The organism is Streptomyces sp. NPDC051219, from assembly GCF_040682335.1.
GTDB lineage: Bacteria > Actinomycetota > Actinomycetes > Streptomycetales > Streptomycetaceae > Streptomyces.
Map to the genome: position 1 here is coordinate 37,072 of NZ_JBFBAS010000027.1, position 12,661 is coordinate 49,732.

Sequence of the window (12,661 nt, forward strand, 5' to 3'; positions counted from 1 at the left end):
CCAGGGCGGCGGCGGCACCGTCCTCAGTCGCGGAGGCCACGCAGTGCCTCGCGCAGCCAGTGGTACGAGGCCTTCGGTGTACGAGCGAGCGTGTCGTAGTCGACGTGGACCAGCCCGAAGCGCTGTGCATAGCCCTCGGCCCACTCGAAGTTGTCGAGCAGGGACCAGACGAAGTAACCGCGGACGTCGGCGCCCGCCGCCATCGCCCGGTGCAGAGCACGCAGGTGGCCGTCGAGGTAGGTGATCCGCTCCTGGTCGTCGACGCCGTCGTAACTGCAGCCGTTCTCGGTGACGACCACGGGCGGCAGCCGGTCGCCGTACCGCTGCCGGAGCAGGGTGAGCTGCTCGGACAGGCCCTCGGGGACGACCGGCCAGCCGAAGGCGGTACGTGGCCTGCCCTCGATCTCCCTGACCGAAAAGGGGAGTTCGGCGGGCAGTTCGATGCCTGCGAACTCGCCGGTGCCCGTGCCGGGCGCGCCGATCAGCATCGGCTGGTAGTAGTTGACCCCGTACCGGTCCAGCGGCTCGGAGATCACCTTCAGGTCGGCGTCGACAGGGCCAGGCAGCAGGGCCGCGAGGCTTTCGTCGGGGTAGCGGCCGAGGAGCACCGGGTCGGCGAACAGCCGGTTGGTGAGCATGTCGTAGAAGTCCGCGGCCGCCGTGTCCGCCGCTGCGGGGGACACGGCGCGGACGGGGCTGTGGGAGTTCGCGATGCCGATCTGCGTGGCGCCTCGGGCGCGCAGGGCCTGCACGGCCAGGCCGTGGCCGAGGAGCTGGTGGTGGGCGGCCGGCAGGGCGTCGAAGAGCAGTCGGCGGCCCGGGGCGTGCTCGCCCAGCGCGTAGCCCAGCAGGGTCACTTCGGCCGGTTCGTTGATGGTGAGCCACAGGCCTACGCGGTCGGCGAGCCGGGCGGCGACCGCGTCCGCGTACTCGGCGAAGCGGTACGCGGTGTCGCGGACCAGCCAGCCGCCCCCCTCCTCCAGCGCGAGCGGGGTGTCCCAGTGGAAGAGGGTGGGCGCGGGCAGGACGCCGTGCGCGCACAGCTCGTCGACCAGCCGGTCGTAGAAGTCGAGCCCGGCCCGGTTGACGGGCCCGGTGCCGGCCGGGACCACCCGGGACCAGGAGACCGAGAAGCGGTACGCGCCGACGCCCAGGTCTTCGACGAGCGCGACGTCCTGGCGGTAGCGGCGGTAGTGGTCGGTGGCGACGGCGGCCGTACTGCCGTCCTTGACCCGGCCCGGCTCCGCGGTGAACGCGTCCCAGACCGAGGGTGCCCGGCCTTCCTCGTCGGCCGCGCCCTCGATCTGGTGGGCGGACGTGGACACGCCCCAGAGGAAGTCTTCGGGGAAGGGCGGCAGCGGCGGCCGGGCGGACGGCGGGGACGAGGTCATCCCGGGATCCTCGCGACGGAGCTGACGCAGTGTCAAGGGGCTGCTGAGGCGGGGCACTCGGTCGTCCGACTACGATCATTCGCCATGCCTGCCGATTCCCAGCACCACACCGTCTGCCATTTCTCGCAGGTCCGGCCGGCCGCGTGATCCGGCCGGCCGCAGGTCCGCGCCGCCGTCCGCTCCCGCGTGCCGCCCGGACGGCACGCCCGTACGGCGGTCTCATGATCCGCGGGACGGAACCTACGCCGCCGCGGGCTCCGCGATCAGCGCCGTCGCCACCGGGCGGAAGCCGAGCCGGGCGTAGATACGTGCCACGTCCTCGTCGCCCGCCGACAGGAACACCGTGGTGATGCCCCGCGCCCGCGCGTCCGCCGCCAGGGCTGCGGTCACGGCGAGTGCCAGGCCCCGGCGGCGGGCGGAGGGGAGGGTGCCGACGCCGACGATCTCGGTGACGCCGCCGACCGGGTTGTGCTGGCCCGAGCAGAGCACCACGCCGTTCTCCACCGCCGCGGCCATCACCGTCAGTCCGGCCCTGATCCGCCCGGCGAGCTGCTCCACCGAGCCGTCCCCCGCGCGGGCCAGGGCCTCCGCGGCCAGCTCCGCCGGGCCCGCGAGGCCGACAGCGGTGCCCGGCGCGGCGAAGGCCAGGTGCGGGACGGCCAGTGCGGCCTGCAGGACCGGGTCATCGGCGGCCAGGACACGTACGGACGCGGACGGCACCGCGGCGGGGACGGGGGCGTCATCGGCGAGCACCATCAGCGGGTGCGAGTAGACGGTCAGTCCCGACTCCTCGACCGCCTCGCGCAGTCCCGGAGTCGTCTCGTGCACCCACTCGAAGGCCTCGGGTATGGACAGCTCCCGCTGCCGCGCGCGAACGCGGTCCACGTCCGCCGCGCTCGCCACCCGGCGGTGCCCGAGCGTGGGCCGCGCGTAGAACGGCCAGCCCGGGCCCTCCCGTACGAAGAGGGTCAGCGGTCCGAAGTCCTCGGTGCGGGCGTCGGCGCGCGGGACGGCGTCGTAGAACCGCTCGAGCTGATCCAGCTGATCAAGATTCACGGCCGCCATACAAACACCGCGCGCCCCCGTCACGCACCTTCTTTGAGGACCCGCGTGATCAGCTTCCGCTGCGCCTCCGTGAGGCGCGGGTCCGCGCAGTACACCGTGCGGCCGTCGACCGTGAGCTGGTACGAGAACCCGTCCGGCACCCCGACCGGCGGCGTGTCCCGGCAGTCGGCCATCGCCTCCTCGGCCAGGACATGCCACTCATGGGCGTCGGGCCGCGCCGAGGTGTCCACCTCGGCGCGGCGCTCGATGCCGGCGAAACCTCCGGTGCGCCTTACCTCGATACGCATGGGTCCATTTCTATCCCTCGACGGCGAGGGGGACACCCACCTGGGACCAGGCCTTGCGCAGCGCCTCCTGCTCCGCACCCTCGCCGTAGCGGGTGTGCGCCGCGGCGAGCGTGAGACGGGCGAACTCGGCGAAGGTGGCGTCCACCGGGAGCTCGCCCCCGGTCAGCACGTCGTACCAGATCTGCCCGGCCCGCTCCCAGGCCCGGCCGCCGAGCTCCGTGGCGAGCAGGTAGAAGGCGTGGTTCGGGATACCCGAGTTGATGTGGACACCACCGTTGTCGCGACCGGTGCGAACGTACTCGTCCATGGTCGCGGGCTGCGGGTCCTTGCCGAGTACGTCGTCGTCGTACGCCGTGCCGGGCGCCTTCATGGAGCGGAGCGCGACCCCGCTCACGCTCTCCGCGAGCAGGCCCGCGCCGATCAGCCAGTCCGCCTCGGCGGCCGTCTGGTCCAGCGTGTACTGCTTGATCAGCGAACCGAAGACATCGGAGACCGACTCGTTGAGCGCGCCCGGCTGGCCGAAGTAGGTGAGGTTCGCCGTGTACTGGGTGACGCCGTGGGCCAGCTCGTGCCCGATGACGTCCACGGGCAGGGTGAAGTCGAGAAAGATCTCGCCGTCTCCGTCGCCGAAGACCATCTGCTCGCCGTCCCAGAACGCGTTGCCGTAGTTCTCGTCGTAGTGGACGGTCGCGACGAGCGGCAGGCCGTTGCCGTCGATGGAGTCGCGCGCGTACGCCTTGAGGAAGAGGTCGAAGGTCGCGCCGAGACCGTTGTACGCACGGTTGACAGTGGCGTCCCGGCCGGGCGCATCCCCCTCCCCGCGCACTTTGCGGCCGGGCAGGTCACGGCCGTGCCCGGCGTCGTGGATCGAACGCTGCGGCCGGCCGGCGGCGGCCTCGGTAGGCAGGGCGGCCGCCGGGGCGCCCACGACGGTGGTCAGCCGGCGCCTCGTGCGCTGGGCGGCGTCCGCCACCAGGGTGCGCCGGGCCGGGCCTGCAACTGCGGGATTTTCGGCCCGGGCCAGCTTGTCGAGGAGGTGGGGCGGCACAATCGTGCAGAAGACGGGATGGAAGCAGCGTGAATCGGTCATGGCCCGCAATGTGGCACCGGGTCACGTCTCTGTCACTGGATGCGACCATGATTAGTCAAATAGAGTGGTAGGTCACATTTTGGCCGTTACCTGCATGTGATCCCGCATACTGATACGGCCCCGCGCCGACAGCGCGGCTCGGCTAGGCTGCGGCACATCATGCGTTTCGGGCTGCTTCTCCTTAGCTGCCGCGGCGAGGGCCTGTAGTCGTAGGCCGACCCCCTCCCCGCGGAGTCTGGTGTTGCGGTGATCACGCCCGTCGGCCGTCCCAGCGGACACACGAGGAGCCCTACGCAATGTCTGACATTTCTGTCGGTCGCCCCACGCCCGTCACCACCGCGACCCACACCCAGAAGCCCTCCGGGATGCCGGTCCACAAGTACGGCAAGTACGACGCCGTGGACATCCCCGACCGCACCTGGCCGGACAACCGCATTACCAAGGCGCCCCGCTGGCTCTCCACCGACCTGCGCGACGGCAACCAGGCACTGATCGACCCCATGTCGCCCGCCCGCAAGCGCGAGATGTTCGACCTGCTGGTGCGCATGGGCTACAAGGAGATCGAGGTCGGCTTCCCGTCCTCCGGCGAGACCGACTTCAACTTCGTACGCTCCATCATCGAAGAGGGTGCAATCCCCGAGGACGTGACCATCTCCGTCCTGACCCAGGCCCGCGAAGAGCTGATCGAGCGCACCGTCGAGTCGCTGCGCGGCGCCAACCGCGCCACCGTGCACCTGTACAACGCCACCGCCCCCACCTTCCGCCGGGTCGTCTTCCGCGGCACGAAGGAGCAGGTCAAGCAGATCGCCGTGGACGGCACCCGGCTGGTGATGGAGTACGCGGACAAGATCCTGGGCCCGGAGACCACCTTCGGCTACCAGTACAGCCCGGAGATCTTCACCGACACCGAGCTGGACTTCGCGCTGGAGGTCTGCGAGGCCGTCATGGACGTCTGGCAGCCCGAGGAGGGCCGCGAGATCATCCTGAACCTGCCGGCCACCGTGGAGCGTTCGACGCCGTCCACGCACGCCGACCGGTTCGAGTGGATGTCGCGGAACCTGTCGCGCCGCGAGTACGTGTGCCTGTCCGTCCACCCCCACAACGACCGCGGCACCGCAGTCGCCGCCGCCGAGCTGGCGGTCATGGCCGGCGCGGACCGTATCGAGGGCTGCCTGTTCGGGCAGGGCGAGCGCACCGGCAACGTCGATCTGGTGACGCTGGGGATGAACCTGTTCTCGCAGGGCGTCGACCCGCAGATCGACTTCTCGCAGATCGACGAGATCCGCCGGACCAGCGAGTACTGCAACCAGATGGAAGTCCACCCGCGCCACCCCTACGCGGGCGACCTGGTCTACACCGCCTTCTCCGGCTCCCACCAGGACGCCATCAAGAAGGGCTTCGACGCCATGGAGGCCGACGCGGCCGCCCGGGGCAGGACCGTCGACGACATCGAATGGGCCGTTCCGTATCTGCCCATCGACCCCAAGGACGTCGGCCGCTCCTACGAGGCGGTCATCCGCGTCAACTCGCAGTCCGGCAAGGGCGGTATCGCATACGTCCTGAAGAACGACCACAAGATGGACCTGCCCCGGCGGATGCAGATCGAGTTTTCGAAGATCATCCAGGCCAAGACCGACGCCGAGGGCGGCGAGGTCACGCCCAAGCAGATCTGGTCCGTCTTCCAGGACGAGTACCTGCCCAACCCCGAGAACCCGTGGGGCCGGATCCAGCTGCGCTCGGGCCAGACCATCACGGACAAGGACGGCACCGACACGCTGACCGTCGAGGCGGTCGTGGACGGCACCGAGACCGTGCTGACCGGTACCGGCAACGGTCCGATTTCGGCCTTCTTCGACGCGCTGGCGGCGGTCGGTGTGGACGCCCGCCTGCTGGACTACACCGAACACACGATGAGCGAGGGCGCGAGCGCCCAGGCGGCCTCGTACATCGAGTGCGCGATCGACGGCCGCGTCCTGTGGGGCATCGGCATCGATGCCAACACCACGCGTGCCTCGCTGAAGGCGGTCGTCTCGGCGGTCAACCGCGCGGGCCGCTAGAGGTTCTCCGGCCGCGCCGGCCCGCACGTCCGAGGCCAACTCCAGGACCCCGCACCCCTGATCACGGGGGGCGGGGTTCGGCCATGTCCGCGCCCCCACGGAGGAACCTGATGCCACAGTGCTGACGCCACATCATCGATGTGGCTAACATCACGTCAACGCGGCAACGTTGCCGTGAGGGCACCCCCCGCGCCCGAAGGGCTACGGGGGAGTTACGGAGGTGGAACGTGCTGCCAGCCAGGGGCCCAAGCGGCCGAAAACTGCGCATCTGGGGCATCCGTACCACCTGGACCACCGTTGGTGACGGCGAGTTCTTCTGCCCCGACTGTGGAGGCGACCGCAACTACAGGCGTCGTACCGGACGCAGGCGCCTGACCGCCCTCGGCGTCCCGTTGCTGCCGCGCGGCTGCGCCGGACCGGTCGTCGAGTGCGCCGCCTGCCACGCCCACTTCGGCACCGACGCCCTGGACCACCCCACCACCAACCGCTTCTCCGCGATGCTCCGCGACGCCGTGCACACCGTCGCGCTCGCCGTCCTCGCCGCGGGCGGCACGTCCTCCCGTATGGTCCGCGAGGCCGCCGTCCTCACCGTGCGCTCCGCCGGGTTCGAGGACTGCACCGAGGACCAGCTCACCATGCTGATCGAGGCACTGGCCGCGGACACCGGACGGCTGCCCGGGATGTACGAGGCGTCACCCGAGCCGTGCGGGGCCGCCCTCGCCATCGAACTCCACGAGGCACTCGAACCGCTCGCCCCGCACCTCGCTCCGGCCGGGCGCGAGTCGATCCTGTTGCAGGGCGCCCGGATCGCCCTCGCCGACGGCCCCTACAGCCCGGCCGAGCGTGAGGTGCTCGCCACCGTGGGGACCGCGCTGCAACTGGACGCCGACGACACGGCCCGGCTGTTGCAGGCCGCCGCCCGGCCCGTACTCCCCGGGGAGTAACCGGGGAGTCGCACCGCCCGTGGCAGTAGCCGTGAAGTCCGCCGCGGGCGCGACGAACCGGCCCCCCTCGGACGGGAGTCTGGACAGGACCAGACACCCGCACCGGAGGGGAGGCCCCCGCCATGAGGGCCGCAATGGAACAGGATCACGCCCGCACGCGCGAACCGGATCACGCCCGCTCGCGCGGCCGCCGCCGGGCGCTGCCCTGGCTCGTGGTCGCGGTCTGGGCGATCGCCCTCGCGGTGGCCCTTCCCTTCGCGGGCGAACTCGGCGGCGTGCAACGCGATCACGCCCTCGCTCACTCCATCACCCTCATCGGCGTCCAGTCCTCCGTCGCCGCCCACGTCCTGGTCGCAGACCCCGACCGGCTCGACCGGGACGCGGTCGCCAGGGCGCTCGACGACATCTCCGGCACCTGCCGGGATGCCCGGGCCGATCTGCGTACGACGCTGGAGGTGCTCCGGGCCGACGGCCAGGACACCGACGGGCCGCTGCCGGATCTGGCCGCGCTGGCCGGCCTCGTACGCGCCGCCGAGGCGGCCGGGGCCAAGGTGAACCTGGCCGTGCGTACGCCCGAGGACCGCTTCGCCCCGGCGACCGGCTCCGCCGCGTACCGGATCGTGCAGGAGTCCCTGACCAACGCGGTCCGGCACGGCGGCCCCGGGGTCACGGTCCGGGTGACGGTGGAACCACGCGGAAACGCGCTGCACGTCATGGTCAGCGACGACGGGCAGGGCCCCCAACTCGTGGGACCCGGCTTCGGAATTATCGGCATGCGTGAACGCGCGCGCAGCGCCGGCGGCACACTGGTCGCGGGGCCCCGCCCCGGCGGTGGCTTCGAGGTCTCGGCGCTGTTGCCGTTCCACGACCAGGAGGCCACGCCATGATCCGCGTACTGCTTGCCGACGACCAGACGCTTGTACGGGCCGCGTTCGCCATGCTCGTCGAGTCGGCCCGTGACATGGAGGTCGTCGCGCAGGCGGGGACCGGGCTCGAGGCGGTCGAACTGGCCCGTTCCGAGCGGGCCGATCTCGTCGTCATGGACATCCGCATGCCGGAACTGGACGGCATCGAGGCGACGCGGCTGATCGCGGCGGACGAGGACCTGGCCGGGGTGAAAGTGCTGGTCCTCACCACCTACGACACCGACGAGCACGTGGTCGAGGCGCTGCGCGCGGGCGCGTCGGGCTTCCTGGTCAAGGACACGAAGCCCGCCGAACTCCTGGGCGCCATCAGAACGGTGGCCGCGGGCGAGTCCCTGCTCTCCCCGGGCCCGACGGCCCGCCTGATCGCCCGCGTACTGCGCAGCCCGGAGGTCCCGGTGGCAGGAGGCCCGGACGGGCTCTCGGACCGCGAGCGCCAGGTGCTGGGCCTCGTCGCGCGCGGGCTCAACAACACGGAGATCGCGGAGGCGCTGGGGCTGAGCCCGCTCACCGCGAAGACCCATGTCAGCCGGATCATGGGCAAACTCGGCGCGCGCGACCGTGCTCAGCTGGTGATCATCGCGTACGAGTCCGGGCTGGTGACCCCTGGCGAACTCAGCCCTTGATGCCCGCGATGAAGGAAGCCCAGGCCTTGGCACTGACGACCAGGGCGGGGCCGTGGGGGTTCTTGCTGTCCCGGACGGGGACGACGCCGGGGAAGTCGTAGGCGACCTCGATGCATTCGCCGCCTTCGCCGTTGCTGTAGGTGCTCTTGCGCCAGTGGGCGGCTCTCAGGTCGTACTCGTACATCGTCTGTAGTCCTCAGCCGCCGATTCCAGCAGGGCCAGGGAAGCCTCCGGCGACAACGCGGCCACCCTGAGCAGATCGTAGGCGCGCTGTGCACGCTTCACCACTGCCGGATCGTCGACCAGATTCCCTGCAAATGACGTTTCCGTATAGGCGGTTGGCGGGGCGTCCTCGAACTCCATGAGTTGCAGCATGCCGGCCATGGAGGCGTGGGCGCCTGCTGCACAAGGGACCACCGTCACCAGTACCCTTCGCTCGCGCCCGAGGGCGGCGATGTGCGCCAGTTGCCGGGCCATACCGGCCGGACTGCCCACGGGGACGCGTAGCACGTTCTCATGAAGGATGGCCCAATACTCCGGCCTTGTAGGGCCTTCCAGGATGCGCGCACGCTCCAGCCGGGCGGATACCTTCTCCTCAACGTACGCGTCGTCGACGAACGGGTTGGCTGCGACCGTGACCGCCCGTGCGTATTCAGCCCTTTGCAACAGGCCCGGCACCACCGTAGGCGCGAACATGCAAATCTTCCGCGCGAGCGCCTCCAGTTCGGCGACGGCCGCAAAATACTCCGCGTATCGCGAGTCGTTGATGAGCTTCCGGCACATCCGCTCGAAAATACCGTCGGTTTGCAGGACCTCGTCGATCCGTTCCGCCACGTCGAGCTGCGGCTTCCTGATCGCCTGCTCGAACTGGCCGATGTAGCCGCCCGATACGAAGACCCTGACTCCCAGCTCGGCCTGCGTGAAGCCGGCGGCCTCACGCCTCTGTTTCAGCTCGGCTCCGAAGAATTCCCAAGCGGCCTGCCGCGAACCATTCCCCATGGGTTAACTCCTCCGTGCTGCCGCGCAGTTGTAGTGCCTGCACCCCTGTCGATGGTAGGGAGAAATGCCGACGTTGGAGGCATGAAGAACAGGAATGGGCGAAAGCTGGAGACCGCCGAATCAGCCGTCGCCGAATTGCGGGCCGCGCTCGCCCGTGCGGGCGTCGTCCTTCCCTCCATCGGAGTCGACCCGCTCTCGTACGCCGACGCGGCCGACCGGCCCGCGCTTGTCGAACTGGGCCGCTGCACCGCCGAAACGGCGCTGCTGCTGGCCGCAGCGCTTCCGGGGGAGGCGTGAACGCCGCCGTGGGGTCGTACGCGGTCGACACCCGTACGGGGAGGCTGGGCACGGTCATGGGTCACGTGGGGCCGTACGTACAGCTCCGGCCGATCGGCGGGGGCCGGGAGTGGGACTGCGTACCGGACGCGGTCCGGGAGGCCACGGCGGCCGAGCGGCTGCGCGCGGTGACGGCGTACGTGAATGCCCGCAGCCGCGGCGAGATGCCGTGAGACACGCGGCGCCGTTCCGGGGGCTGCGGCGGAGATCAAACACGCGGAGTTGCACGCCTGTGCCCGGGGTGATGGCCTGAAGAAGCCGTGCGCCGTCCCCGTGCCGCCCGACGGGCAGAGCGCGCCGGACGCAGGAGGCGGGTGGGACCGACGCCGGAGCCCGCGCTGCGGTTCGGCCCGGGCGTGCGGCGGACGGGCCCAGCTGCCGGGAGGCAGGCATGACGACGTCAGTGATACGAACAGTCCCGCTGCCCCCGGGGGAGGAGATCCCGGCGCTCGGGCAGGGCACCTGGTATCTCGGCGAGGACCCCGGCCGGCGTGACCAGGAGATCGCCGCCCTGCGGATGGGCCTCGACCTGCTGGCATGGCCGTCGTCGACACGGCGGAGATGTACGGGGACGGCGCCGCTGAGGAACTCGTCGGGGAAGCCATCGACGGGCGCCGTGAGGCGTGAGTAATCTGGACGTTGCCGGCATGGCCGAGCTGATCTCCCTGCCCGGTGGCCACGCGGTGGCCCTCGACCAGGTGCTCTGCAGCCTCACCCGGCGCGGCATCGAGTGGGACCTGCTGCCCTGGTGCCGCGAGAACGGCGTGACCGTCATGGCGTGCTCGCCCATCGAGCAGGGGCGGCTGCTGCGTGCAGAGGCCCTGCAGGCCGTGGTCCAGCACTTGGCGGCCACTCCAAGCCAAGTGGCACTGGCGTGGGTGCTGGAACAGGGCGTGGCCGCGATCCCGCGCTCCGGAAGGCCCGATCACGTCCGGGAGAACCGTGAGGCGGCGGACCTCCGGCTGTCTCCCCAGCCGCTCGCTGTCCTCGACGAGGCGTTTCCGCCGCCCAGCGGGCCCGTACCGCTGGAGGTGCTGTGACCCTCAGACCCCGCGTCCCTCTCGTGGTCCGGCAGCCGGCGGAGCCGGACGGCGAGCAACCCGACATCACCGGAAGGGGTGGACCACGATGGCTCACCCGGTACTAGTCGTCGGCATGGGCGGCTCATTGCGGACTCCCTCGACGAGCCTCGCCGCGCTGCGAGTGGCGATCGAGGGGGCGGCCGCCGCGGGCGCCGACACGGAGGTGATCGCCCTCAGCCGGCTGGATCTGCCGTTCTACGCGGCCGAGCACGGGGCGCCACCCGCCGCCCGATTTCTCGCCGAGACCATCCATGGGGCCGACGCCCTGCTGTGGAGCAGCCCGACGTACCACGGGTCGGTCAGCGGCGCGTTCAAGAACGCGGTGGACTGGCTGGCGCTCCTCGCCGACCGCGACCCGCCCTACCTCAGCAACAAGCCTGTCGGGATGATGAGCACCGTCGGAGGGGTGCAGGGCCTGCAGGCGATCAGCGCGATGGAGTTTATCGTCCGGGCGCTGCGCGGCTGGTCCGTTCCGCTCGTCCTGGCCGTCCCGTGGTCGACGCAGGTGTTCGACGCCGAAGGGAACCTCAACGACCCGGTGGTCGCGGAACAGCTGCACGGGCTCGGTGCGGAGGTGACGCGGGCGGCGCTGCAGTTCCGGGCCCAGGGCACCTGCGACTACGCGGAGGGACGGCTCCACGGCAGCGTCCTGGGCGGAACGTGACCGGCACTGCCGCTGCCGGTCCGACAGGGGTCACACCTCGGGCCGGACTGCGGAGCGCGGCTCCTGCTCTCTCGCGGCGGAGCGGCCGGGGCGAGGCGGCCGCCTTCGCGGAGTGCAGCGGATGCCGGAGCGGCAGCACGATGTGCCCGGCCTTCGACATCTATGGGTCCGTCGTGTGACGTTGCCGGTTCGGTCGTGGGGTCCTCCCGCGACTTCCTGTCGGATGCGGGTCCGCCGGGGCGCGGTTCGGTGGCGCGCGTACCGCGGGCGCTCAACCCCAGAGTCGTGGACGGCCGCCGATCCGTCCGCTCGGAGGCGGCGTACCGGGGTGCCCGGCAGCGAGCGGTGCCGGCGCGGCGGCGAGAGGCCGGCGGGCGTCAGGGTCCCTCCTCCGGGGCCTGGGGCCCGGTCCGCGTACGCGACAATGGGCCCTATGAGTCTCTTCCGCGACGACGGCATAGTGCTGCGTACCCAGAAGCTGGGGGAAGCGGACCGCATCATCACGATCCTCACGCGGGGCCACGGACGCGTGCGGGCCGTCGCGCGCGGGGTGCGGCGGACCAAGTCGAAGTTCGGCGCGCGGCTGGAGCCGTTCTCGCACGTCGACGTGCAGTTCTTCGCGCGCGGCAGCGAACTCGTCGGGCGCGGGCTGCCGCTGTTCACGCAGAGTGAGACCATCGCTCCGTACGGTGGCGGAATCGTCACCGACTACGCCCGCTACACCGCCGGCACCGCGATGCTGGAGACCGCCGAGCGGTTCACCGACCACGAGGGCGAGCCCGCCGTGCAGCAGTACCTACTGCTCGTCGGCGCGCTGCGCACCCTCGCCCGCGCCGAGCACGAGCCGAACCTCATCCTGGACGCCTTCCTGCTGCGCTCGCTCGCCGTCAACGGCTACGCGCCCAGCTTCGACGACTGCGCCAGGTGCGGCATGCACGGGCCGAACCGTTTCTTCTCGGTCGCGGCCGGGGGTGTCATCTGTGCCGACTGCCGGGTGGCCGGAAGCGTCGTACCCTCTGCGGAGGCAATCGGCCTGCTCAGCGCGCTGCTGACGGGGGACTGGGCGACGGCGGACGCGTGTGAGCCGCGGCACGTCCGGGAGGGCAGTGGGCTGGTGTCCGCCTATCTCCACTGGCACTTGGAACGCGGGCTGCGCTCGCTCAGGTACGTCGAGAAGTAGGACCGGGTAAGCCGGCA

General features: G+C 71.0%; 13 protein-coding genes and 2 pseudogenes. 9 read left to right on the plus strand and 6 right to left on the minus strand.

Annotated features, from left to right (window positions below):
• Window positions 1-23: 23 nt before the first annotated feature.
• From AB0M62_RS25850 to AB0M62_RS25865, 4 genes are all read right to left on the minus strand, one after another.
• Window positions 24-1,391, minus strand: coding sequence for a GH1 family beta-glucosidase (locus tag AB0M62_RS25850; RefSeq protein ID WP_366076679.1), 1,368 nt, complete (start codon window positions 1,389-1,391; stop codon window positions 24-26).
• A 240-nt stretch (window positions 1,392-1,631) separates the two neighbouring features.
• Window positions 1,632-2,447, minus strand: a complete 816-nt coding sequence (locus tag AB0M62_RS25855) for a GNAT family N-acetyltransferase (RefSeq protein WP_366076680.1) — start codon at window positions 2,445-2,447, stop codon at window positions 1,632-1,634.
• Between the two features lie 29 nt (window positions 2,448-2,476).
• Entirely contained in the window at window positions 2,477-2,743 is a 267-nt protein-coding gene (locus AB0M62_RS25860; protein ID WP_366076681.1) for a protealysin inhibitor emfourin, read from the minus strand.
• Between the two features lie 10 nt (window positions 2,744-2,753).
• Window positions 2,754-3,833 (minus strand): M4 family metallopeptidase, encoded by a 1,080-nt coding sequence (locus AB0M62_RS25865; RefSeq protein WP_366076682.1) that lies wholly within the window; start codon window positions 3,831-3,833, stop codon window positions 2,754-2,756.
• A 296-nt stretch (window positions 3,834-4,129) separates the two neighbouring features.
• On the opposite strand from AB0M62_RS25865, the gene leuA reads away from it, so the two are divergent.
• The 4 genes and pseudogenes from leuA to AB0M62_RS25885 all read left to right on the plus strand — a co-directional run bounded on the left by leuA (window position 4,130) and on the right by AB0M62_RS25885 (window position 8,383).
• Window positions 4,130-5,890 carry a 2-isopropylmalate synthase gene (gene leuA / locus AB0M62_RS25870; RefSeq protein WP_366076683.1) on the plus strand — a complete coding sequence of 587 codons (1,761 nt, stop codon included), beginning with the start codon at window positions 4,130-4,132 and terminating at the stop codon, window positions 5,888-5,890.
• 227 nt (window positions 5,891-6,117) lie between these two features.
• Window positions 6,118-6,834 (plus strand): TerB family tellurite resistance protein, encoded by a 717-nt coding sequence (locus AB0M62_RS25875; protein WP_366076684.1) that lies wholly within the window; start codon window positions 6,118-6,120, stop codon window positions 6,832-6,834.
• A 293-nt stretch (window positions 6,835-7,127) separates the two neighbouring features.
• Window positions 7,128-7,721 (plus strand): annotated as a pseudogene (locus AB0M62_RS25880) (ATP-binding protein); the annotation flags it as partial.
• Window positions 7,718-8,383, plus strand: a complete 666-nt coding sequence (locus AB0M62_RS25885; protein WP_366076685.1) for a response regulator transcription factor — start codon at window positions 7,718-7,720, stop codon at window positions 8,381-8,383. The pseudogene AB0M62_RS25880 and the gene AB0M62_RS25885, both read left to right, overlap by 4 nt.
• On the opposite strand, the gene AB0M62_RS25890 is transcribed toward AB0M62_RS25885, so the two are convergent.
• Together AB0M62_RS25890 and AB0M62_RS25895 are read right to left on the minus strand one after the other, a co-directional pair.
• On the minus strand, window positions 8,373-8,567 hold the full coding sequence (locus AB0M62_RS25890; protein WP_366076686.1) for a DUF397 domain-containing protein: 195 nt from the start codon (window positions 8,565-8,567) through the stop codon (window positions 8,373-8,375). The genes AB0M62_RS25885 and AB0M62_RS25890 overlap by 11 nt on opposite strands.
• The gene (locus AB0M62_RS25895; RefSeq protein ID WP_366076687.1) at window positions 8,549-9,382 is read right to left on the minus strand and encodes a helix-turn-helix transcriptional regulator; all 834 of its coding nucleotides are present in this window, start codon (window positions 9,380-9,382) and stop codon (window positions 8,549-8,551) included. The genes AB0M62_RS25890 and AB0M62_RS25895 overlap by 19 nt, the downstream gene beginning before the upstream one ends.
• Window positions 9,383-9,463: 81 nt before the next feature.
• On the opposite strand from AB0M62_RS25895, the gene AB0M62_RS25900 reads away from it, so the two are divergent.
• The 5 genes and pseudogenes from AB0M62_RS25900 to recO all read left to right on the plus strand — a co-directional run bounded on the left by AB0M62_RS25900 (window position 9,464) and on the right by recO (window position 12,644).
• Window positions 9,464-9,679: a hypothetical protein gene (locus tag AB0M62_RS25900; protein WP_366076689.1), complete on the plus strand. Its 216-nt coding sequence runs from the start codon at window positions 9,464-9,466 to the stop codon at window positions 9,677-9,679.
• Window positions 9,676-9,891, plus strand: coding sequence for a hypothetical protein (locus tag AB0M62_RS25905; RefSeq protein WP_366076740.1), 216 nt, complete (start codon window positions 9,676-9,678; stop codon window positions 9,889-9,891). Before AB0M62_RS25900 ends, AB0M62_RS25905 begins: the two co-directional genes overlap by 4 nt.
• 218 nt (window positions 9,892-10,109) lie before the next feature.
• Window positions 10,110-10,758: pseudogene (locus tag AB0M62_RS25910) on the plus strand (aldo/keto reductase).
• 88 nt (window positions 10,759-10,846) lie between these two features.
• Window positions 10,847-11,464, plus strand: coding sequence for an NAD(P)H-dependent oxidoreductase (locus AB0M62_RS25915; protein ID WP_366076690.1), 618 nt, complete (start codon window positions 10,847-10,849; stop codon window positions 11,462-11,464).
• 433 nt (window positions 11,465-11,897) lie between these two features.
• Window positions 11,898-12,644: a DNA repair protein RecO gene (gene recO / locus AB0M62_RS25920; protein ID WP_366076691.1), complete on the plus strand. Its 747-nt coding sequence runs from the start codon at window positions 11,898-11,900 to the stop codon at window positions 12,642-12,644.
• The last annotated feature ends 17 nt before the right edge of the window (window positions 12,645-12,661 follow it).